Origin of the sequence: Poriferisphaera sp. WC338 (genome assembly GCF_050931845.1) — a bacterium.
GTDB lineage: Bacteria > Planctomycetota > Phycisphaerae > Phycisphaerales > Phycisphaeraceae > Poriferisphaera.
In genome coordinates, this window is the sequence record NZ_CP194516.1 from 2,563,265 (window position 1) to 2,586,960 (window position 23,696).

General features: G+C 52.2%; 20 protein-coding genes. 14 read left to right on the forward strand and 6 right to left on the reverse strand.

Translation table 11 applies throughout. The annotated features are described in order from the left end of the window. Positions 1-99: 99 nt before the first annotated feature. Positions 100-2,397 (forward strand): Gfo/Idh/MocA family protein, encoded by a 2,298-nt coding sequence (locus ACQ6WK_RS10545; RefSeq protein WP_432797346.1) that lies wholly within the window; start codon positions 100-102, stop codon positions 2,395-2,397. 30 nt (positions 2,398-2,427) lie between these two features. Here the strand turns inward: ACQ6WK_RS10545 and ACQ6WK_RS10550 are convergent, their stop codons facing one another. Further along, positions 2,428-3,093, reverse strand: a complete 666-nt coding sequence (locus ACQ6WK_RS10550; protein ID WP_432797347.1) for an ANTAR domain-containing response regulator — start codon at positions 3,091-3,093, stop codon at positions 2,428-2,430. Positions 3,094-3,460: 367 nt separating this feature from the next. On the opposite strand from ACQ6WK_RS10550, the gene ACQ6WK_RS10555 reads away from it, so the two are divergent. The 12 genes from ACQ6WK_RS10555 to ACQ6WK_RS10610 all read left to right on the forward strand — a co-directional run bounded on the left by ACQ6WK_RS10555 (position 3,461) and on the right by ACQ6WK_RS10610 (position 15,519). Next, the gene (locus ACQ6WK_RS10555; RefSeq protein ID WP_432797348.1) at positions 3,461-5,068 is read left to right on the forward strand and encodes a glycosyltransferase family 39 protein; all 1,608 of its coding nucleotides are present in this window, start codon (positions 3,461-3,463) and stop codon (positions 5,066-5,068) included. A 268-nt stretch (positions 5,069-5,336) separates the two neighbouring features. After that, the gene (locus ACQ6WK_RS10560) at positions 5,337-6,185 is read left to right on the forward strand and encodes an ABC transporter permease (RefSeq protein WP_432797349.1); all 849 of its coding nucleotides are present in this window, start codon (positions 5,337-5,339) and stop codon (positions 6,183-6,185) included. 40 nt (positions 6,186-6,225) lie between these two features. After that, positions 6,226-7,509, forward strand: a complete 1,284-nt coding sequence (locus ACQ6WK_RS10565; RefSeq protein ID WP_432797350.1) for an ABC transporter ATP-binding protein — start codon at positions 6,226-6,228, stop codon at positions 7,507-7,509. Further along, entirely contained in the window at positions 7,510-8,133 is a 624-nt protein-coding gene (locus tag ACQ6WK_RS10570; protein ID WP_432797351.1) for a class I SAM-dependent methyltransferase, read from the forward strand. It abuts the gene before it with no gap. After that, entirely contained in the window at positions 8,130-9,110 is a 981-nt protein-coding gene (locus ACQ6WK_RS10575) for a phosphoribosyltransferase family protein (RefSeq protein ID WP_432797352.1), read from the forward strand. Before ACQ6WK_RS10570 ends, ACQ6WK_RS10575 begins: the two co-directional genes overlap by 4 nt. A 9-nt stretch (positions 9,111-9,119) precedes the next feature. Continuing rightward, on the forward strand, positions 9,120-10,061 hold the full coding sequence (locus tag ACQ6WK_RS10580; protein WP_432797353.1) for a glycosyltransferase family 2 protein: 942 nt from the start codon (positions 9,120-9,122) through the stop codon (positions 10,059-10,061). 12 nt (positions 10,062-10,073) lie between these two features. After that, the gene (locus tag ACQ6WK_RS10585) at positions 10,074-11,015 is read left to right on the forward strand and encodes a glycosyltransferase family 2 protein (RefSeq protein ID WP_432797354.1); all 942 of its coding nucleotides are present in this window, start codon (positions 10,074-10,076) and stop codon (positions 11,013-11,015) included. A gap of 10 nt (positions 11,016-11,025) precedes the next feature. Beyond that, positions 11,026-11,799, forward strand: coding sequence for an FkbM family methyltransferase (locus ACQ6WK_RS10590; RefSeq protein WP_432797355.1), 774 nt, complete (start codon positions 11,026-11,028; stop codon positions 11,797-11,799). Between the two features lie 16 nt (positions 11,800-11,815). Beyond that, positions 11,816-12,613, forward strand: coding sequence for an FkbM family methyltransferase (locus tag ACQ6WK_RS10595; protein WP_432797356.1), 798 nt, complete (start codon positions 11,816-11,818; stop codon positions 12,611-12,613). Between the two features lie 38 nt (positions 12,614-12,651). Beyond that, positions 12,652-13,542 (forward strand): glycosyltransferase, encoded by an 891-nt coding sequence (locus ACQ6WK_RS10600; protein WP_432797357.1) that lies wholly within the window; start codon positions 12,652-12,654, stop codon positions 13,540-13,542. Continuing rightward, complete coding sequence (locus ACQ6WK_RS10605; protein WP_432797358.1) at positions 13,539-14,423, forward strand: glycosyltransferase family 2 protein; 885 nt, start codon at positions 13,539-13,541, stop codon at positions 14,421-14,423. Before ACQ6WK_RS10600 ends, ACQ6WK_RS10605 begins: the two co-directional genes overlap by 4 nt. A 172-nt stretch (positions 14,424-14,595) precedes the next feature. After that, the gene (locus ACQ6WK_RS10610; protein ID WP_432797359.1) at positions 14,596-15,519 is read left to right on the forward strand and encodes a glycosyltransferase; all 924 of its coding nucleotides are present in this window, start codon (positions 14,596-14,598) and stop codon (positions 15,517-15,519) included. A gap of 80 nt (positions 15,520-15,599) precedes the next feature. Here ACQ6WK_RS10610 and rpoD read toward each other — a convergent pair whose 3' ends face one another. The 5 genes from rpoD to ACQ6WK_RS10635 form a co-directional block, all read right to left on the reverse strand. Then, positions 15,600-17,423, reverse strand: coding sequence for an RNA polymerase sigma factor RpoD (rpoD, locus tag ACQ6WK_RS10615; RefSeq protein WP_432800391.1), 1,824 nt, complete (start codon positions 17,421-17,423; stop codon positions 15,600-15,602). Positions 17,424-17,611: 188 nt separating this feature from the next. Continuing rightward, entirely contained in the window at positions 17,612-19,588 is a 1,977-nt protein-coding gene (gene dnaG / locus ACQ6WK_RS10620) for a DNA primase (RefSeq protein ID WP_432797360.1), read from the reverse strand. A gap of 309 nt (positions 19,589-19,897) precedes the next feature. Further along, a complete protein-coding gene (rpmB, locus tag ACQ6WK_RS10625) occupies positions 19,898-20,173 on the reverse strand; it encodes a 50S ribosomal protein L28 (RefSeq protein ID WP_432797361.1) in 276 nt (91 codons plus the stop codon). 110 nt (positions 20,174-20,283) lie between these two features. Beyond that, positions 20,284-21,255, reverse strand: a complete 972-nt coding sequence (locus tag ACQ6WK_RS10630; RefSeq protein ID WP_432797362.1) for a zinc-binding dehydrogenase — start codon at positions 21,253-21,255, stop codon at positions 20,284-20,286. A 124-nt stretch (positions 21,256-21,379) separates the two neighbouring features. After that, positions 21,380-22,135: a DUF4328 domain-containing protein gene (locus ACQ6WK_RS10635; RefSeq protein ID WP_432797363.1), complete on the reverse strand. Its 756-nt coding sequence runs from the start codon at positions 22,133-22,135 to the stop codon at positions 21,380-21,382. Between the two features lie 150 nt (positions 22,136-22,285). Here ACQ6WK_RS10635 and hflX point away from each other — a divergent pair, with 150 nt between their 5' ends. Beyond that, a complete protein-coding gene (gene hflX, locus ACQ6WK_RS10640) occupies positions 22,286-23,620 on the forward strand; it encodes a GTPase HflX (RefSeq protein ID WP_432797364.1) in 1,335 nt (444 codons plus the stop codon). The last annotated feature ends 76 nt before the right edge of the window (positions 23,621-23,696 follow it).

Below are 23,696 nucleotides of genomic sequence, written 5' to 3' on the forward strand. Positions count from 1 at the left end.
ACAGGATTTTGCTATCTAGACCATGATCGATGCGTCTAGAATGCAGGAAAGAGGTTCCGTCGGACGATCCAGTAACTACAAGGCAATCCGGAGCCACACATGAACAAACAACACACACAGCCGCTTGGTTCGACATCATCTACTGCAGACCAGCGTCTCACGCATGCAGAAGCGGTCCCGCCGGACCATGGCGGGTTAGCACATCTACCTGAGATTGATCTGCGTCAACTGCTTGCCCTATCCGATGACACCGGCATCTTTCAACACGCGCTATATTCTGCCCCCGACCCCAACCACGGCTACTGCATTGACGATAATGCCCGGGCGCTGATTGCTGCTGTACTGCATGCCAAGCTCCGTGGCTACGACGAACGTATCGTCCCATTGCAACGTTATCTGACTTTCCTGGCTTACGCCTATAACGAGGACACACGCGCGTTCCGAAATTTCATGGGTTACGATCGGCATTGGCTGGAGGATGTAGGATCAACCGATTCGCAAGGCCGCACAATCTGGGCGCTCGGACTAACCATCTCACAAGCCCCGAATCAAATTATCCGAGAACTCGCAGAACAGATTTTCTTCAAAAGCATCCATGCGGTGCGCAATTTCACCTTCATCCGTTCACGCGGTTTCTCGCTTCACGGATTGCAGGCTTATCTCGACTACAACCCACACCACAAAGAAATACAAGAATTGCGTGATCAATTCGCAGAAGATCTTTATCAAGCCTACAAGCAACATGCGACAGATGATTGGCCGTGGTGGGAAGATACTGTCACTTATGACAACGCAAAGCTCTCCCATGCACTGCTTATCTGTGGGCAGGCTATGAAGCGGCAAGATATGATCGACGCAGGGCTCGCTTCCCTCCACTGGTTGCTAAAGGTACAAACCGCACCAGATGGGCATCTCTCTATCATCGGTAACGAAGGTTGGCTACAAAAAGGCAAAACCAAAGCATCCTTTGCCCAACAACCACTTGAAGCCTATGCGATGGTTGACGCATGCTTAACAGCTGCAATTATCACCAAAGATCAATCATGGGCTGGGCACGCATGGACTTGCTTCCACTGGTTCACCGGCCAAAACGATCTGGGCATCCCACTCTACCATGCCGAAACAGGTGGATGTCAGGACGGTCTTGAAACACAAGGCCCGAATAAAAACCAAGGCGCCGAATCTTCACTCGCTTATCTGCTTTCCGTACTCGAATTGCATCTCTACTATGAACAACAAGTCTCTCGTATCACTGCTACTGGCCCGACCACACTCGGCCTTGGCATTGTCGGCGCCAGTAAGTTTGCTGACTTTGCAACTCAACAATACCAAGATGTCGAAACAATCAACCCCATTGCGATTTGGAATCGCAGTCCTGATAAAGCGAAACAGTTTGCCAGCAAACATAATCTGCAAACGGCCCACAACCTCCAAGCTCTGCTTGAAAACCCTGCAATTCAGCTGATCTATATTGCCAGTACACCCGCAACGCATGCCGAGCTCGCAACTGCAGCTCTCAATCACGGCAAGCATGTTCTCTGTGAAAAACCCATCGCGATATCTCAAGCTGATGCACACAATATGATTCACACCGCCTATCAGCGCGACCTGATCCTTGGTGTGAACCACGCGCTGCGTTTTGGCCCACTCACAGCACCCATCCAGCAACTCATCGGCCAATCTATCCTCGGCATGCCCATCCGCGGTTTCTATGTCAACCGTGCCTGTGATGCGGGCTATCCCATAGATCATTGGTTCTGGAATCACAATATCTCCGGCGGTATCTTCGTCGAACACGGCGTCAATGCTTTTGATCTTATGCGATCATGGTTTGGCGAAGCACAAGTTCTTGCGGCCACGCGCTTCCGTAGGCAATTCCCCGGCCACCACGACGAGTCCAATCACATCGATCAATCCACCTGCGACCTACGCTACGGTTACCACACCACCATCAATTACTACCACGGCTTCAACCAGCCTGCCCCACTCGATGAACAAGATTTCCGCATCATCTTTGAGCACGGTCAGATTATCATGCGTGGCTGGATTGCCAACAGCATCGAACTACGCGCCATGCTCACCCACGATCAACTCGCACAACTCAAACAGCTTTTCCCAAATGCTGAGTACACTATTCTGCAAACCTATGACCGCGCCGATGGCGCATTCGATTTCCATGGTCGATCTGCCAGCTTCGACCAACTCATTGTCATGCGCTACGATGTAGGACATGACAAACAAACACTCTATGCCAACGCAATCAAAAGCCTCATTACCGACGTAACGTCTGCCGTGCAAAACCGAAAACATAAGCTCCGCGTTTCCATGGATGATGCGCTTGCGGCATTAAACACAGCACTCGAAGCGGATCGCCTCGCACGAGGCATCACACCATAAATTGTTCTGGTCGCCCCCCTATAGAAATGCTTAAGAATCAGCCGGCTTACTCACGCCTTCCATGAGTTCCTGCGCATCAATCACCGCTTGGGCAAGTTCTACCATCGGCTTGCGTGTATCGCGTGATTGCTTCTGTAAACGGCGCATCGCTTCTGATTCACTCAAGTTCAGATTCATCATGATTAGCCCCTTCGCCCGTTCAATGACCTTCCGCTCCGTTAGCTTCTTCTCCAGCAATACCACTTCATCCGCAAGTTTTTGCTGATCATTAAACCGGCGCCATGCCACAGACATCGCAACTCGCAGCGCATCCGTACCAACTGGCTTCAGTAGATAGCCGAACACACCGATGTGATTTGCTTCATCCACATACGACTTGTCGCTATACGCGCTGATGATCAAAACCGGAATGCCCATTTTTTGATACAAAATACTTGCCGCTTCCAACCCAGACATCTCCGGCATACGCAGATCAAGTAGTACCATATCTGGCCGCTGCTCCTCAGCCATTTCAATTGCTTTTTTTCCGTTAGATGCCAACCCCAGCACGTTGTAACCCAAACCTTCGAGTTCCTCGCTCAGATTACGCGCAAGCAAATGTTCGTCTTCCGCAATAAGTACATTGCGCAAGCCATCAACCGCCCCACTCGAACAAGGCTTCCCTTGTTTCGCTACATCTGCCTGATACTGTGTCATAACTTTCTTCCCCAGAAACAAAAAACGAGAATGAACTGCTCTACCATTCTGTACAGCTGGCGATTTTAGTTAGCTCATCTTCACCCAATGCCAACCACGCAAAAGACATGATACGTGCGACAGCGGTGATGCTAGAGTAACCCACATTCTATTGTTATTCACTACAATTTGCACTCCTTTTATAACGGCTCTAACAATCGTAGTGCCACAGGTTATCGGATCTAAACGATCAACCCGGACCTACGATCAAGTGATTCTCCGCCATCGACGATCATCTCTCAGACGAGGCATATCCAGCTTGATTTAGGTTCAAGCAGTGAACGAATACACAAAATAATGGATATAACACCTAGGAGTGACCCGTACGATGTCCACCCTGACCAGCCAAACACTTAGTAAAACATCCTCCTCATCCAATCCGCCCATTAATGGGCAGCAATCTAGTATGAATTCAACAGCGTCACCGCAAGCTACTGCTACAAAACAAAATACCAGCCTCGCATTCAGCCTCTCCATCACTATTTTCATCGCCATTACTGCCCGCTTGCTCTTCTTCGCGCTCGGTCCAGCCACACACACTGAACGCGCCCTCTACCCCGACTCGTATAGATACATCGAACTGTCTGAAAACCTTGCCACCACTGGAACATTCGCACTGGCCGAGGAAAACTCTGGGCTGGTCCATGTCCCTCTCGCCAAACTTCGCAAGGATATAGGACAATTTGAGTCCCCAAATAAACACACACTTTATCCCGAAATTTTCCGCACACCCGGCTATCCTATCTTCCTCGCCGCCTTCCGTTATCTCCACCTCCCCTTCTCCGTGGTCCTGCTGATTCAATGCCTCCTTGCTGTTATCAGCGTCGCACTCATCTACCTTACCGCATACTCATTCTTCAAATCCATTCCCGTTGCGTCACTCGCTGCAGTCCTTATCGCCATCCATCCAGCAGACATCATTGCGCCATCCTCATTACTCAGCGAAACACTTTTCACAACACTCCTACTCACCAGCATCTTCCTCGTTACCCGACCAGCGAACAAATCCATTGCGGGCATGATCTTCGCTGGCTTTGCTCTCGGGCTCTCCGTTTTGGTCCGTCCGATCAGCATCGCACTCGCTCCTGCCTTTGCGCTTTGGCTCATCGTGACCCGCCGCAACTTCAAATCCCTTGCTTGCGCCGCAGTCCTCATTCTCACAACCGCCGCACCTATTTCTTTATGGATGTACCGCAATCACAGCATCGGCTTTGGATACCGCATCAGCTCGGTCCCCTATATCAACAGCTATTTTTATACCAGCAACTACATGACCATCAACGAAGCTGGCGGTGATTACGGCTCCGATTGGGCTAAAAATATCACACCTCAACACACCGCACTCAAAGAAGCTCAAACTCAAAACCCCAACCAAGATGTCTTCACCACCATGCAAACAATGAGTATGGATCACATCAAAGAAAAGCCTGCGGTTTACGCCTCAGTCCTTAGCCGCAGCTTCTTCAAATTCTTCACCGACCATTCCATGCCCGGCCTCTATACCCAGCTCGGCCTCGAATACACACCTTCCAACCTGCTCTCCCGCTTCAAACAAAAAGACTTCTCTCTGTCAGCACTCCCTGATCCCGCAGCTGCCATCATCGCCCTCTCATGGTTTATCTTTAACGCAATCTTATTAATGGCAACTGTCATTGGCTTACTCATGATGCTAATCCGAAGACAGTGGGCACCCCTGCTCCTCCTCGGCGGCACGCTTTGCTACTTCATGCTTGCCACTCAAGCCACCGGGCTTGAACGCTTCCGCCTTCCTGTCATGGGCATCCAAATGATTATCATCGCTGCGATGTTTGTTCCCGCACCGCCCAAACCCGAAAAAAAACAGCCGAAACAATCTATCAAGGATAAATCGATCAAGCGTTTCAAGAAGGACGAGCAGGAAGAAGCACCCCGCCCTGTTAGCGCCCGCATCATTTGATCCTGATATGCACCCGACACATTGTTGCCCTATCTATTTTCATGGAAAGCTGAATTCCCATTTCATTTTTCCATGTCTTACAACTATCAACGTCCTATAGCACCGCACATCGCAACCCTTTGTTTTCCGGATTAAGTCACCCACCTCGATCGACGATAACCCTTATGACGGCTGTGACGGTTACAGCGTCTGCGCCGCTTGGTTTGAATACATAAGCCAAACAAAGCATCGCAGAGGGCAGAAAGCATCGGTTTATCGGAGGTGACGTGTGCAAGGGGTCCAACCCAACATCCAGGCAACCGCTTCAACGGTGATCATCAAGCCGCGCAAATCACTGGCGATCTCTGATATCACCAGTATTTGGCAATTCCGCGACTTGCTCCGCACGCTTGCAGCACGCGATATCCAAATCCGTTACAAGCAAACCTTCCTCGGCGCGTTCTGGGCATTGCTCCAACCACTCGCGACTACTGGCGTTGCCACGGTCGTCTTTGGAAAAATTCTCGGGCTCGCCTCCGGCTCTCTCTCCAATTATTTCCTCGCGGTCTTTCCCGCCATGATCATCTGGACACTCTTCTCGACAATCATCACCACCACTAGTAACGCACTCGTCGCCAATGCAGAAATGCTCCGCAAGATCTATTTCCCCCGTTTGATCATCCCGCTCTCTGCTGCGGGTGCGCCGCTACTCGACTTCATGATCGCAGCCATTGTCCTCATTGCCGTTATGGCCATCACCGGAGTCACCCTCCCTCTCGCCGCACTATTCATCCCGTTACTCATTCTCATCACACTCATCGCCGCCGTCGGCGTCGGCATCATGCTTGCCGCACTCACCGTCGTCTACCGCGACTTCCGCCTCATCGTTCCCTTCATGCTGCAACTCACCTTCTTCCTCACACCCGTCCTCTACGATCTGCCGATCTCTGACCGTTGGCAACCGCTCATCTCCATCAACCCCATGTATGGCATCATCACCAACTTCAAAAACATCATGGCTGGCCAAAGCCTAAGCACAACCCCGCTGCTCTACGCCATCATCATCGCATGTATTTGCCTTACCGTCGGCCTGTCTGTGTTCTCACGTGTCGAAAGGAAGTTTGCAGATATCGTTTAACTCTGTGTTTACAGGTTTATTCTCCCTGCATAGATTCATCATGACCCAGCCCGTCATACAAGTCGAAAACCTCGCAAAGCGCTACAACAGAGGGCAATCACCCTCCCTGCAGCACAACTTTGTAGATATGCTCGCCAGCAAGCTCGCCTTTTGGAAAAAATCTGACAGCATCCATCACACCCCCACATCAAAACCTTTCTGGGCACTTAAAGACATCAACTTCACTGTTGACCGCGGCGAAGTCGTCGGCATCATCGGACACAACGGTGCCGGTAAATCCACCATCCTCAAAATCCTCTCGCGCATCACCGACCCCACCGAAGGACGTGCCACCATCCACGGCCGCGTAGCCTCCCTACTCGAAGTCGGCACCGGCTTTCATCCCGAACTCACCGGCCGAGAGAACATCTTCCTCAACGGCACACTCCTCGGCATGACCCGCGCCGAAGTCCGTGACAAGTTTGATGAGATCGTCGCTTTCGCCGACATCCGCGATGCGCTCGACACACCCGTCAAACGATATTCCTCCGGCATGCGTGTCCGGCTCGCTTTCGCCGTAGCCGCACACCTTGATCCAGAAATCCTCGTGATCGACGAAGTCCTCGCTGTTGGAGATATGAACTTCCAGAAAAAATGCCTCGGAAAGATGAAGGAAGCCGCTACCAAACAGGCACGCACCGTCCTCTTCGTCTCACACAACATGTCTGCGGTTCAATCACTCTGCAACCGCTGCATCTGGCTCGATAACGGCCAAGTTAAAATGATCGGCGACACCACCACTGTCATCGACCAATACCTTTCCGCGCAAACCAGCGACGACAAAACACACACCTCCAACCTCCCACGCATCACAGAATCGCACGGCAAGCAAGTCCGCATCAACCACATCCAACCGCAAACCACACACGACACCGGCTTCTACCTCGGTGAGCCGCTCACCTTCGATATCACCCTTGATGCAAGCATCACCGCTAATAACCTCCGCTTCGGTGTCTGCATCAAAGACATGACCGGCGGGCCCATCCTTTCTTCCATCACACCCACTAATCTCACGGTGAACAAACAAGCACGAACTGCCACACTCACCGTCGATCAATCCAACCTCGCACCCGGTAGCTACATCGTCAGCCTCGCCGTCGGCTACGGTAGCATGTTTGAATCACGATCCGAACTCGACATCATTCAAGACGGTCCTGCATTCACTGTCCTACCCATCACACAGGATGGACAAACACTTTTCAACTGGCACCGTGAATACGGACATATTGTCAATACCCACGCCACCACGACAACATCCAGTAACACACATAAGGTAGCGGCCTAGATGCTTCATAAAATCAAAACAAAACTCAATCTCTGGCGTAACCGCAATCGCCAATTTCGTATGCTTGAGATCGGCCCCGACGAGACACGCATCCCCGGTTTCGAAACGCTCAACATCGTCAACGGTTCCAACGTCGACTATATCGTTGATGCGGCAGGCAAGCTTCCCTTTGAAAGCGGCACCTTCGATGTCGTCTATGCCTCCCACATCCTCGAACACATCCCTTGGTATCAAACCACTGAAGCTCTCGCCGAATGGACACGCATCCTCAAGCCCGAAGGCAAACTTGAAATCTGGGTTCCCAATGGACTCAAAATCACCAAAGCGTTCGTCGATGCTGAACTCAACGAAAACAACTACATCCAGGATGATGGCTGGTACAAATTCAATCCTGAAAAAGACCCATGCATCTGGGCCGCTGGCCGCGTCTTCACTTATGGCGACGGCACCGGCGCACCCGACAGCCCTAACTGGCACCGCGCCATGTTCTCACCCCGTCTTCTTCAAAAACATCTGGAAAGCACCGGCCTAAACGCCGTCCGCCTGCTGAAATCCGACGAAGTCCGCGGCTACGACCACGGCTGGATCAACCTCGGCATGACAGGAATCAAAAAAGCAGCATGAATTTCCGAACCTTCAATGATCTGAATCAATCCATCACGCAGCATCTACACAAAATGCCGCGCGATATTGATCTCGTTGCAGGCATCCCGCGCAGCGGACTTATCCCCGCCAACCTCATTGCACTCTATCTCAACAAACCACTTGCTGATCTTGATGGCTTACTTGAAGGCCGCACCCTTTCCGTCGGACAACGTCTCGGCGATCAATCCACCCTGCCCTCAAACCCACACGTTCTCCTTGTCGACGACAGTATCAGTACCGGTCACGCACTCGACCGCGCCAAAAACAAGATCGCATCCAGCACGTTCACTGGATCTTGGCAAACACTCGTCATCTATGCTGAAAACAAATCCAAACACAAAGTCGATCATCATCTTGAAATCTGCCCGCAACCGCGCATGTTCCAATGGAACTGGGCACACAGCGGGCAATTGTCTAATGCATGCTTAGATATCGACGGCGTACTTTGTGTCGATCCCACCGTTGAACAGAATGATGACGGCTCCAATTACATCGACTTCATCCGCACCGCGCAGCCGCTCAACATCCCCACTACCAAAGTTGGCGCACTTGTCACCAGCCGCCTCGAAAAATATCGCGCCCATACCGAAGCCTGGCTCACGCAGCATAACATCCAATATGATCAACTCATCATGCTCGATCTGCCTGACGCGGAAACCCGGCGTCGCCTCCGCACTCATGCAGCGCACAAAGCCGCCTTTTACAAAAAATCACGCTATAACCTTTTTGTTGAAAGCGCCCCACAACAAGCGATCACCATTGCACAAACCACCGGCAAAGCAGTCTTTTGCACCGACAATCAATCCTTTCATCCCCCCACCACTACCGCCCAACTCAATCATCACAAAAATCAAATCACAGCACATGCGCACTATAAATACAGCCATTGGATGATGCGCATCCAAAACAAGATTCACAAGATCAGCAAAGGAGTCGTCGGCCGACGCGCCGCCTAAACCCCATCCATGAACCAGTACGCAGACACATCCCGCAACGCCACCTCATCACCCGCCATCGCGGTCGTGATGCCGGTCTATAACCGCGCCAAGTATCTGCATGCTGCCATCCGCTCCATCCTCAATCAAACATTCACCGACTTTCAATTCATCATCGTCAACGACGGGTCCACCGACGATTCACGCGCCATCATTGAATCCTATATTGATCATGATCCGCGCATCACACTTATCAACCAAACCAACGCCGGCTGCTATGCCGCCCGCAACGCTGCTCTTGAAATCACTACCGCACCGTTCACCGCCATCACTGATTCGGATGACATGGCTCACCCCGATCGCCTGCAAAAACAATACGATTTCCTCATCGCCAATCCCGATCACGTCGCCGTCGGCTCGCTGATGCGGCTCACCGATCCCTTCGGTGTGCCCAACCAGCTCATCAATGCCCCCGAGCACCACGATGCCATCGACAATCATCACATGCAAGGCAACCCCGGTGCCCTGATCCATGGCACCGTCACCCTTCGCACCAACGCACTCCGTCAACTCGGTGGCTACACCCTCGCGCCCAACAGCGCCGACTATGATCTTGCGCTCCGCCTTGCAGAAATCGGCAAGCTCGCCAACCTTACCGAACCTCTTCAGTATGTTCGCACACATTTCGCCTCCATCTCTTCTACCTCACGCGCCGATCAAATCAATCGCGCCCGCGCATTCTGCAAACAAGCCCACATCCGCCGCGGCCTTGATTGCCAACTCTCCAAAACAATAAACAGAGACGCCCAAACCAACGCCATCACCCCCGCCGATCAGGCCGCTTCATGGGCGCGTTATGCCGTTCATGCCAAGCGTCTGAACATCGCACGCCGTCATGCCGCCACTGCGATCAAACACGACCCGTTCAACCTTGAAAACTGGCGCATCATGAAGTGGGCCTTAACCGGATAACAAAACCAAACCATGCACATGCAACGCAGTCAATCCGAATCACACACCACACCAAGCCTCTCGGTGCTGATGCCCGTTTACAACGTGCAACGTTATCTCGCCGAAGCCGTCGAGAGCATCCTCAATCAAACCTTCACCGACTTTGAATTGATCTGCGTCGATGACGGCTCCACCGATGATTCACTTGAAATCCTGCAGGGCTACGCCGCTTGCGATCCGCGCATCCGCATCATCTCTCGACCCAACACCGGCATTGTTGGCGCACTTAACGATGCACTTGCCGCTGCAACCGCACCGCTAATTGCGCGCATGGACGGCGACGATACCAGCTCGCCCACACGTTTTGAAAAACAAATCGACTACATGAATCAAAACCTCAACTGCATCGCTGTCGGCACTTGGTGTACGCGTACCGATCCTTTCGGCAACCCTGCAGGCGAACAACATCCACCGCTCACTCATGACGAAATCGACACCGCACTCATGCAAGCCGACGGGTCATCGGTCATCCACGCCACCATGATCATCCGCCGCGAACCCCTGCAGCAAATCGGTGGCTGGAACCCACAATACGACTGGGTCGAAGATTTCGATCTCCTGCTCCGTCTCGCTGAACAAGGCGCACTTGCCAACATCCCCGAGCCACTCTACGCCTACCGCCGTCACACCGAATCTATCTGCTTCACAAAGTATGCTCAGATGTGCGACCGTCTGCGAGATGTCCTCACCGAAGCACACAAACGTCGCAACCTCCCCCTACTCTCAGACATGCAAAGCATCCGCCCGGAGCTTCCCAAAAAACAATCTGCCGCAGAACACTACCGCTCGTGGGCCTGCCATGCCATCAATCATCACAACAAAAAATTTGCCTACCGTCACGCACTCACCGCGCTCTGTCACGAACCATTCAACCTCAAATCATGGCAAGTTGCCTATTGGGCACTGAGTGCGTAAGGAACCATTGATGCCGAGTCAGTATATAAAACAAGCTTACTGGTCATGTCTGAATGCCCTACGTCGTTGGCAGTCACCAAGTGACGTGGTACTCTCGCCGCATGATTGGATCACTGCGGTCCAAGCACAATTCACGAACCACGACAAGCCTATCATCATGGTCGATGGCGGCGCACATGATGGTGTTTTCGCAAAAAAATTCGCCTCGCAATTCAGCAACATCAAGATCCACGCCTTCGAGCCTAACACCGACTTGCTTCCTGAGCTTCAAACAAATCTCAAGAACATCCCCGGCTCCATCAACACGCTTGGCCTCGCAGAAACCACCGGCTCGCAATCCTTCAACATCGGCGCTTCGCCCATGACCTCCTCCATGCTCCCACCCAGCGATATCGGCAAAACCTACTTCAACGATGTCATCCAAACTGAAGAGCAGCGCACCATCCATACCACCTCGCTCGACGACTGGGCCGCGCAAAACAACATCAATCGCATCGATATCCTCAAGCTCGACCTACAAGGCTATGAAATCCCTGCACTCAATGGCGCCAAAAACCTCTTAAAACAAGGCATTCCATGCGTCTTCACTGAAGTTTCATTCATCCCCTTCTATGAAGGGTCAGCCCTCTTCTCCGATGTTGACACACTCATGCGAGCTCACGGCTACCGTCTACTCAACCTCTACAACCTCGCCACCCGCAACAACGACCACCAACTCACCGGCGGCGACGCGCTTTACATCCTGGATCAATCAAACACACGCATCATCAAACGTGCAGCCTGAAATAAAGATCAAAACCATGAATAATAGCAACAACAACTTCTACTCACAGCACGGCGAAGACATCCTCGCACACAACGTACTTACTAGCGCCAGTGAACCGAACTACTTCGTCGAAGTCGGCATGATCGACGGCAAGCGTTTTTCCAACACACTCGCCCTCGAAGAACGCGGATGGTCCGGCCTGTGCATCGAAGCACACCCGCAGTACGTCGACATGGTTCGCCAAAACCGTCCCGGCAGCGCCGTCATCCACGCCGCCGCCTCAGACAAAGCCGGCGACAATCTCCCCTTCTACGCCGATCCACGCGGCGATCTCTCTTCGCTCCAACCCCGCGATGAATCCGAACTCAAAGAACGCTTCGGTCATTGGTTCCAAGGCTACGACGTTGTTAATGTCCCCGTCCGTACACTTAATGACATGTTCTACGAAGCTGGCGTCCCACAAAATTTTGATCTGCTCTCCATTGACATCGAAGGCGGCGAACTCGACGCACTCAAAGGACTTGATCTCAATGTTTATCGCCCACGCATGATGATCCTCGAAGCTGACGATATCACCACACTCCACAGCTTCAACAACTACCTGATTGATTTCGGTTACCGTCACGCGCGTACAGTCGGCGTGAACGCCATCTATACTCGCACCGTCCGCGACCTGCTCCGTGTCCACACCACCCGCATCCACGACAACGTCACACACACCGCGCACCCCATCGACAACACCGTCACCGAACAAACCTACATCCCCTCAGCCTACGAAACACGATCACAATTCGCGTCCCGGATCATCCGCTCTTTCTTTAACGCCGCCTGATCTCAATCACAATCCCCCACGATTTTCAAGGCCAAACGATGAACGACCAACGCTTCCCCATCACCGCCATCATCATCTACCGCAACGAAGCCCAGCTTCTTGAGGAAAGCCTTTCCGCGCTCAGTTGGTGTGACGAGATCATCACCATCGACATGCAATCCGAAGATGATTCTGCCAACATTGCCGCCGATTATTCTGATCGCATGCTCGAGGTCGATCCTTATCCCATCGCCGAACCGACGCGCGTGGCCGCCGCCAAACTTGCCAAGCATGACTGGGTTTTTTTTGTCGATCCCGATGAGGTGATCCCGCCGAAGCTCGCCACCGACATTCAGGATGCGATCACTAACAACTCCGACGCCGCCACCATCAATCTTCCCATCCGCTTTTACTTCCGTCGCCGTCTTCTCACCGGCACCGTCTGGGGCACTGCCACACACGTACAAAAAATCGCTCACCGCAAACGCGCTACCATCCTCCCGCTCTGCAACCGCCTCATGGAACCCAATGAAGGGTACCGCAAGATCGACATCCCGCACCGTATTGGCAACCACCTCATTCACCTCTGGTCCTTCTCGTATCGGGACCTCATGCGAAAGCACTTCCTGCGTTACCCGCACCTCGAAGCGAAAGCCCGCGTCGCACGTGGTGAATCGATCTCACTGAGTCGCCTGCTGATCTCGCCATTCAAAGAACTCAAAGTCTGCCTTAAGGATTTTGATGGCTGGCGTATGGGAACCACCGGCTTCGCCCTCTCCTTCATCTACTTCATCTATTCAGCGCTTAGCGTCTGGTTCATGCCATACTACAAACTCAAAGTGAAACAGGACGATACCACCACGCATGCTGAACTCCCCGAACTCCGCGAAGCATTCCCACAACAACCCTTCGCTCACGAGCTCAAACTCACCGAAGGAGCCGCCGCATGAATCTCACCACCCTCCCCCGCATCACCGTCATCACGCCGAGCTATAACCAGGCCGATTTCCTCGAAGCCACTATCCGCTCCGTGCTGGATCAGCGTTACCCCAATCTCCAGTTCGCCATCATTGATGGCAACTCCACCGACGGTTCTGCTGACATCATTAAACGCTACGCGCACAAGCTTGATTTCCACGTCATCGAACCTGATGATGGGCAAGTTGACGCAATCAATAAAGGGCTCTGCCGCGCCACCGGCGACATCCTCTGCTACCTCAACTCAGACGACACACTACTCCCCGGCTCACTCCACACCATCGCCAACCACTTCATAGAAAATCCATCCTCCAACTGGGTCATCGGCAACTGCGTTGAAACCGACGCTGCCGGCAACCCACTCCGTACACTCGAATCAACACCCGTCAATTCACTCGCTCACGCGCTCATTCGAAACAAGCGACTCGAAATCCCGCAACCTGCCATCTTCTGGCGTAAAGCACTCACCGATCAACTCGGCCTCTTTAATCCTACTTACAACTTCGCCTTCGATTACGATCTCTGGTGCCGCTTCCTCGCTGCGGGACACACACTCGATAAAATTCATCTCGATCTTGCCACCTACCGCTTGCATGATCAATCCAAAACCTGCTCGCTTACTTCCGGCTTTATCGAAAACCACATCCGCATCGAATCTGCGCACGCCAAGCACTTATCTTTCATCAACCGCCTGCGACTTGCCAAATACCTTGGCTATCGCAAACGCCAATACGCACTGCTCACTACCACCGGCCGGCCATGGAAATATCTATTCACCAAACCTTGGTGGCTCGCCTCACAACAAATCCTGAAAACATTATTGACCGGTAACCCCCAACCCACGTCCATATAATTAAGTCGCACTCTTTCGCACCACTACTGCGCCCACACGTCCTATCGGACGCTGATGAATCTTACCGTTTGTAACGATTATTTCGATTACAACGTTAATTTCCCCATGATGTACGCCGATATTCTCTTTGAGAACGCACGGTCCTTTCACCCTAGCATCAGAGGGAAATCACATGACCTTTTCGAATCAGCATCAGCTTCCACGCATCACGATCATTACCCCCACTTTCAACCAAGCCAACTACATCGAGCGCACCATCTGTTCTATCCTCGATCAAGGTTACGAAAACCTCGAATACTTCATCGTTGACGGTGGCTCCACCGATGGCACTATGTCCATCATTGACATCTATAGAGATGAGTTGACCTCGATCGACTCCTCATCCGATCTCAACGCTGCACACGCCATCAACAAGGCATTCAAAAAATCCACCGGCGACATCGTCGCGATCCTCTCCTCTGACGATATCTATCTCCCCGGCACACTGCACAATGTCGCTGAGCATTTCCGCAAAAACCAAGATTCAAACTGGCTCATCGGAAACATCCAACGCATCGACGCCCACGATAATTCTCTTGGCAAGTTCACCGCACAAGAACCTGATTCCTTCGCCAATTTCCTTATCAATGACACAGGCTACACCTCCGGCGCCGCAACCTTCTTCCGCCGTAACGCTGTCTCAGATCGCGCCGAACTGCTCAACCCCAAACTGCGTTACGCACATGAATTCGAACTCGCCTGCGACCTGTTCACCCGCCATCATGGCCCATCCATGATCAAGCAAACACTCACCGCCAAACGAGAACACAACCTCTCAAACAGTGCCACCTATACCTTCGATCGTGGCGAAGAATTCATTAACGTCACCGAAGACTATATTGATCTCCTCCCCATGACCGAACGCTACAATGTTTGGCAAAACTGCCAGCAGCGCCGCGACATCTTCAAACTCGCCCGCGCCGAATCGCAAGTTTCACAAACACGCAACTTCCTTTGGAAGCAACTCCTCCGCCGACCGTCATGGCTCGCCAGTGACAACTACCGCCATTCACTCCTTACAGGTGTCGCTCAACAACAAGAACGAAAAGCTGCATAAAACAAGCACATTAACAGGTCGCATAAAAAAAGCCGACACATGGACGCGCCGGCTTTTTCATTTAACAATCTACATATAATCTATCGCAAGATCTCCTCAGCCGTCCCCTCAAGGAAGCCGGCTAATTTTCTCGCACGTACCGGGTGCTGCAGCTTGCGGATCGCCTTCGCCTCAACCTGACGCACACGTTCACGCGTCACCTTGAAGATGCGGCCCACTTCTTCGAGCGTATAGGTATAACCGTCACCAATGCCGTAACGCAGTTTAATGATCTCACGCTCACGATACGTCAGTGTCTTGAGCACCTGCTCAATGCGACCGCGAAGCATGTCGCTCGTCGCACTCTCACTTGGGCTGGTCGCCGACTCGTCTTCGATAAAGTCACCGAAGTATGAATCTTCACTCTCACCCACCGGACGATCCAAGCTAATCGGGTGACGAGAAATTTTCATCACACGACGCGCTTCACTCACCGGCATCTTCGCTGCTTCTGCGATTTCTTCAATCGTCGGCTCACGCCCAAGATCCTGCAGCAAGTTCTTCGCAATGTTGCGCAGCTTACTCATCGTCTCAATCATGTGTACCGGGATACGAATCGTGCGGGCATGGTCTGCGATCGCACGAGTAATCGCTTGACGAATCCACCACGTTGCATACGTCGAGAACTTGTAGCCACGCTTGTATTCATACTTATCAACCGCACGCATTAAACCCGTGTTGCCTTCCTGAATAATATCAAGGAACGACAAGCCACGGTTGCGATACTTCTTCGCGATGGAAACAACAAGACGCAGGTTACCGCCCGAAAGATCACGCTTGGCTGCTTCGTATTCATCAAAGACGGTAGTGATTTCGACCACACGGTTTTCAAGATCATCCGCATCTTCAAGCACGAGTGATCGCAAGCCGGAAAGCTCTTCACGCATCACCATCACATCTTCCGGATCATATCGATCTGGGAATTTATCCGCACTCTCAAGGCTCTTCCCGAGGTCTTTCATCTTGTTCGAAATCGAACGCAGCTTCTTAAGCAGCGGCTGCACCTTCGACGTTCGCAGTGATAATTCTTCCACCAAAGTCGCCATCTTACGACGACGCACACGTACAGTGCTCATCATCCGCTCAAGATCACGCTTACCCATACGTGGGTTTTCATCGATCTCATCCCAATCCGTGCGGTTCATCTCAAGCAATCGCCGAATCGTTTTCAGGTTCACCGGGATACGGGCCGCGATCTTACTCTTGGCATCTTCTTCAGCCGTTGAAATCTTCATGGTCCGGTCAAAAGGCAATTCGCCTTCATCGACCATTTCAAGAATCTCAATCGCCTGGCTAATGCCATAATCATTCTCAAGCACCTTGCGGCGGAAGATCATGCGTGTCGTTTCGATCTTCTTCGCCAAGCGAATTTCTTCATCACGTGTCAGCAGACTGATCTCGCCCATCTGCGTCAAATACATACGCACCGGATCATCAATACGCCGGTGACCAGATTCATTCAGCGCTACAGCAATCTCGTGCTGCATCTGTTCCTGGGTCAGCAAAGTCGTTGGCGTTTCTTCTGCCTCATCTTCGCCATCGACTTCTTCTTCCTCATCATCACCTACCGCCGCAGCCTCTTCTTCATCAGTCACTTCAACCGTTGTTGGCTTAGATTTCGCGGTTTCTGTTTCGGCTTCCAACTCCTCCACAACCTTCTTGACCTTTGGACGGTACTGCGCCGGCACCATCCCATTGTTAAAGAGCAAAATCTCCTCTCGCTCCATCAGCGATAGCAGCTCTTCAACCTTCTCAGGCTCAACATATTCATCAGGCAAAATCGCGTTCATTTGATCGAACGTGATAAAGCCACGCTTCTTACCACAATCCATTAATTCCACGACCGCAGGATGCAACACGTCTATCACGTTGCCACCTCTCATGATGTGATACAAAGCAGTTGCCTTGCATCTTCCCTCACGCAAATCCTTGTCTGCGCTAGTTCATCCATCACGCGTCTTCCATGACACGTGCCCGCAGCGCTGCGGGACTTTCTGCCCTCTTACCAACTTCCCTTTGCTGGGACATCCAACACAAGCAATTTAATCCGATACTAAATCTTCATAATCCGAACACTTGACGGATTGGATCCTCGATTAATTACAAGCTCATTGGCCATTCGCACTTTTTCTGAAACTTGCTCTTTGTCATTTACATCCTCATTAGCATGACTAAATTTAACTCGTTGCTGTTTATATTTCTGATCTCGCAGCCGCGACACAATCCGCTCTGCCGCTGTGACAAATATTTCGCTCACCACCTCTTCACCACGCCCATCTAAAACTCGTTCAAGTTCAAAATCAATCGTCGTCACCAAGTCCACAAGCGCCGACTGACCCGACGATGCAAGGTCAGCAATCAGGCTCCGAAGATCAATCTCCAAGCCTTCACTCAATCGCCCGTATAGGACCTGATACAACCCACGGCAACCGACATCCTCAAACTCTGCAGGCAAGATCGCCTCGTCAAATGCCAGCTCCGCACCCTCTTTCCCCACTGATAATGACGCACCAAACAATCGCGTATTTCGGATAAGGCAACCGATAATCTCACGCTCGGCTTCCCTTATCCCCACAGCTGTATTAAGTCTAGGCGGCATATCCCCATGGGCAACTTCATTTGTCACTCTTTTTTCAGTGTTTTCCCCAAATCCCCCCTCATAGCCTGACTGTGCCGACTCACCAGACTGAGAAACCCTGCGATTTTGGGTAATCCGCGCGCTTTTCGCTGCCACAATCTGCCCCACAGCCTCTTCACTCATCCGCAAAACCCCCGCAATCTGCCGAATCACAAACGCCCTCCGAATCGTCCCGACCTTACCCAATCCCATCTGCACAAGGCGATCAATAAATCCATCCGCGATCCGTTCCTGCCCCGTCACCGTGTCGTTGGCCGCCAACTGCTCGCGCAATCTGCCAAACAGGAAACTCAACGCATCTTCCGCAGACTTCACAATCGTGCCCCATTTCGCTGCCCCATCTTCCGATTTCATCAAGCTGTCAGGATCATGGCCGTCCGGCAAAACCGCAATTACTACATCAACATCACCCGTCAGAAAAACTTCTGCCGCGCGATCCGCCGCCTTCTGCCCTGCCTCATCTGCATCAAAAATCAAAACAACTTTTTCCGCATACCTTCGTAGTTCAGCCGCATGCTCTCGCGTCAACGACGTACCCAACGTCGCCACTACATTCTTCGCACCCGCTTGATGGCACGCGATCACATCCGTATACCCCTCAACGATCACCGCCGTCCGCGAATCAATGATCGGCTTCTTCGCCGCATGAAGCCCGTACAACGTCTTACTTTTATTAAATAATTTTGTCTCTGGGCTATTGAGATACTTTGGCTCGTCCTCTTCCCGCAATTTCCGCCCCCCAAACGCAATCGGCCGACCAATCGCATCATAAATTGGAAAGATCAATCGATGCCGCATGCGATCATACATGCTCCCGTCTTGTCGCCGACTAACCAGCCCTGCAAGCTCAAAACCCCTTAAATCCCAGCCTTTTTTTGCAATCACCTGCGCCAACCCATCCCATGCATCTGCGCTCGCACCAACCCCAAACACCTCAATCATCTCCCCGCTAATCTCTCTACCCTTCACATATTCACGTGCTGTCTGCCCATGCTTCTCATGATTGAGCAGCGTTCGAAAATAACTCGCTGCTCGCTCATTGGCTTCCCCAATGAGCTGTCGATCGCCCTTCGCCTGCAATTGCTCCGGCGTCATCTTCTCACGCTTGAGCTCAATCCCCGCGCGCTCCGCCAAATGCTCCAGCGCCTCTGGAAACGTCATCTTGTGATAGTTCATCACAAACGTGAACACATCACCACCTGCCCCACAACTAAAGCACTTATAAATCTGCTTCACCGGCGAGACGAACATCGATGGGCTCTTGTCATCATGAAACGGACACAGCCCAGCAAACTCACGACCTTTCGGCCGAAGCTGAACCTGCTCACCCACCAAGCGCACAATATCCGTGGACGCCTGGATCTCTAACTTTTGATCCTCACGAATAGACATGACGCATCTGCCAATCATCAAATGATCAGCTACGTTCCTTTTTCGTCGCACTGGGTTGGTGTCTGGATCACTGTTCGCGCTGAGTTGCAGATGGGTTGTGTCGCAACTTCACCAGCCGTCGTCCAAACCTATGTGAATAGCCCCAAATCGTCCTCTACATCAAGCTAAATCCACCCCGCCACAATTGCAATCCCTATTTCCCGCCCCAGACGCGAAAAAATCAGCCGCTCAAGACCTCTCATCAAGGCTTATCCAGAAGCTCTTAGGGATGCTTCCGGAGGGGGCTGATTCAATCGGTTGTCTTTTTGCTTACTCTGCCGCTGATGCTTCAGGCTTATAGGCGTACTTACGCTTCAGTGGCTTCACCACCAACCCGCTCTTGATCGCCTTGGTCGAAGCTTTCACCTTGCGAACAGAACCATCGGGCATCACTGCATTTACGGTCTGAATATTCGCCTTAAACTTACGCTTCGTTTTGCCCGTCACCTTCGTACCGACACCACCGAGGTACTTCGCCTTACCACGCAGGGTATAGGTGTTACCTGTTGTTGTCTTTCGGCCTGTAAACTCACATACTCGTGGCATATCTATAGCTCCAATTTGCAGAGTCGAGCATTTTAATCGCCTCAACGCCCCTTGGCAAGTCCAGCCAGTCTCACACCGCTTTCCCCAAAACCCAATCCAATGTCTCCCAATCAACCCTCACCAACCTGTACAACTATCTTACCACGAACATGTCCGCCACTCAGCCGCCGCAACCCCTCCACCGCCTCACCAAATCCGATTACTTCCTCCACCAGCGGATCGATCACGCCCTCATCCACCATCTCCAGTAACTCCTCGCCCATCTCCGCCAAATCACACTGAGCCCGCCAATCCCCCGACAGATACGCTCCGCCCAATGTGATCGCATGAGCCGAGTACCCCTTCACAAACCCGTACACCCCGCTCAAGTCCGGCACGCCCACCACATAAGCCACATGCCCACCAAAACGCACCATCTCCATCGCCGCCGCACCCGCATCACCGCCTAACAAATCAAGCACGACATCAACCCCCTCCCCGCCCGTTACCGCCTTCACTTCTTGCAGCACATCTCCCTTCGTGTAATCAATCACCACATCCGCGCCCAGTTGCTTCACATATTCAACATTTCGCCCCGAGCACGTCGTCAGCACATGCATCCCGCCAAGCTTCGCAAGCTGAATTGCAAACCCACCAACACCCCCCGCCCCCGCCTGTACCAAGATACTTTGTCCCTCAACCATCCCAACTTTCCGATCAAGCGCCAGTAGTGCAGTCATCCCCGCACAAGGCAGCGCCGCCGCCTCAACAAACCCAATGCCCTCTGGCAATCGGCTCACTGTATGACCCTGCCCCACAACATACTCAGCCAACCCGCCCTGCTTCCGAATATCATTGTGCAACATCACCCGATCTCCCACTATTACCTCGTCCACCCGCGCGCCAACTTCTTCCACCACACCCGCCACATCAACCCCCGGAACATGCGGCCACACCCACTCATTCATCCCGCCATTCGCCAACTTAAAATCCACAGGATTCAATCCCGCACACACCACACGCACCAACACTTCCCCCGCACCAACACTCGGCTTTGCCATCTTCCCATAACCAAGCGCATCCAAACCCTGACGTTTCTGCATCACACACTTCATCATCAAATACCTCATTTTTCTGCATAAAATCCAAGACCACGCCCCAGATCATAGCTGCCATCTTTATCAACATCCCCACCCCACCGACACAATTACCAACCATCAAACCCAATTACACATGAGGATAGCTCGGCATACTCCCCACATCATACGCCTCCGATTCCCGCAAAACCTTCTTCAACCGCGCATACCTTTCCGCCTGCCGCTGATTAATTTCTCGAACAACCTTAATCACAAGAACAGTTGCAGGTAAAAATAAAAACAGATGAATCCCCAACGACACCAAACACAACAACCATTCCGTCTGCAATGAAACATCCGCCCGCATATAAATCCGATTTTCCAACCGATCCAATACCGCAAACAGAATCCAAAACGCCCACCACCACGACACCAAACTCGAATTAAACTTACCCATCTCCCCGCCTTTTACATACACAAACGGATCACTCGCACGCCAGATTTCCTGCACCGCCTGATACGGCTTCCACAAATTCGCAATCGGGATAAAGAACCAACCAACACACCATCCCGCAGAATAATCCATCCCCTTCACCTTCATCGCCTGCGCATTCTTATTCGCTCTAAACACCCACATACAAAACATCACCACACTCACCAAAAAACCAACAGCCATCCCAATTGCAGAAGCAAGCATCGCCAAAATCATAACCAACAAGGTGATAAAACCATCATCTCCCGCATCAATCGCATCCATCCCCCCATCCACATACGCATCGACATACGACATATAACTAAAACCCACTTGAAAAATAAGCCCAAGCACAAATGTGATAACCGCACTGGCGATAAACACCTTTGATATCACATCCGATGGCCGATACGTTAATGCCCCAGAATTCGACATGACCAGCAACTCCAATCAATGCGCGTAAAAAACTCTTCAAAGCAATATTACAAAAACCGCTCCGCTTCCGCGAACATATACCAGCATTTTCTCCGGCCAAAACCCCTCATATTGGCCTCGCCCACCACATCTCCCTAAACTATTCCTTCTATGACTCAAATGCAGCGCGAAGAACTCAACGTCGACCAGGAACCAGCCATCCTCGTCGGCTGCATCCTCCCCAATGACCTCTCCGACCCTAACAATCCACTCGGTGAGCTAGCTTCCCTTGCGTCCACTGCCGGAGCCGTCGTCAAAGACACCCTCCTCCAAAAACGCATGAAGCCCGACCCCGCCACATTCATCGGCAAGGGCAAAGTCGAAGAACTCGCCGCACTCGTCAAAGCCTTCGAAGCCAAAGTCGTCATCTTTGAAAACGACCTCTCCCCCTCACAAATCGGCAACGTCGAAAAAGTTGTCGAATGCAAAGTCCTCGACCGTTCCGAACTCATCCTCGACATCTTTGCTGCACGCGCTCAGACCCACGAAGCCCGCTTACAAGTCGAACTCGCTCAACTCATCTACACCTATCCCCGCCTGCGTGCTATGTGGTCACACCTCGAACGTATCGCTGGCGGCGCACCCGCAGGCATCGGTACCCGCGGCCCGGGTGAGCAGCAACTCGAAATCGACCGCCGCATCGTACAGCGGAAAAAGACTCAACTTCGTAGGCAAATCGCAGAACTACAAGCACGCAAAACCCGCGAAGTCGCAGCACGAAACAAAGATCATTACACCGTCGGCCTTGTCGGCTACACCAATGCCGGCAAATCAACCTTCTTCAATACCGCCACTGATGGCGGCGCTTACGCGGATGACAAACTCTTCGCCACACTCTCCACACGAACTCGCAAATGGAACCTCGGCGATGGCGACACAGTCATGCTCTCCGACACAGTCGGCTTCGTCCGTAACCTCCCCCACCACCTCGTCGCCTCCTTCCGTGCTACCCTCGAAGAATCCATCCACTCCGATTTACTATTGATCGTCCTCGACGTTTCCAACCCGCGCGCTCAGCACGAACTCGACACCGTCATGCACGTGCTGGATGAAATCGGCGCCACCGAACAACCCCGCGCGTTGCTTCTCAACAAAACCGACAAACTTCAGAACAACGCAGAGCTGCTTTACTTCACGCAAAAATTCCCCGAAGCATTACCCATCTCCGCACTCACCGGCAAGGGCTTCGCTGAAGTTGCGGAGTTCATCCGCGAAAAATCGCACGGCAGGATGCGCGAAATCCCCCTTACCCTCAACATCGCTGATGGCAAATCCATCCAATATCTTGAAACACGTACCACCGTGCTTGAACGTGAATACAAAGACGACACGGTGACCTTCACGGTGCGCATCGGCCGCAACCAACTTAACCAACTCCGCGCGCTCGGCACCTCCGCCATCCTGCCTGACGACCTAGCGACCGGCGGCAGTGGCTGGGGACGTTAACACCAACACACCCCATCGCTTTGATCATCATTGTCCGATAACACACTTTCTTTTGCGATTGCCGCAGGTCCCATAA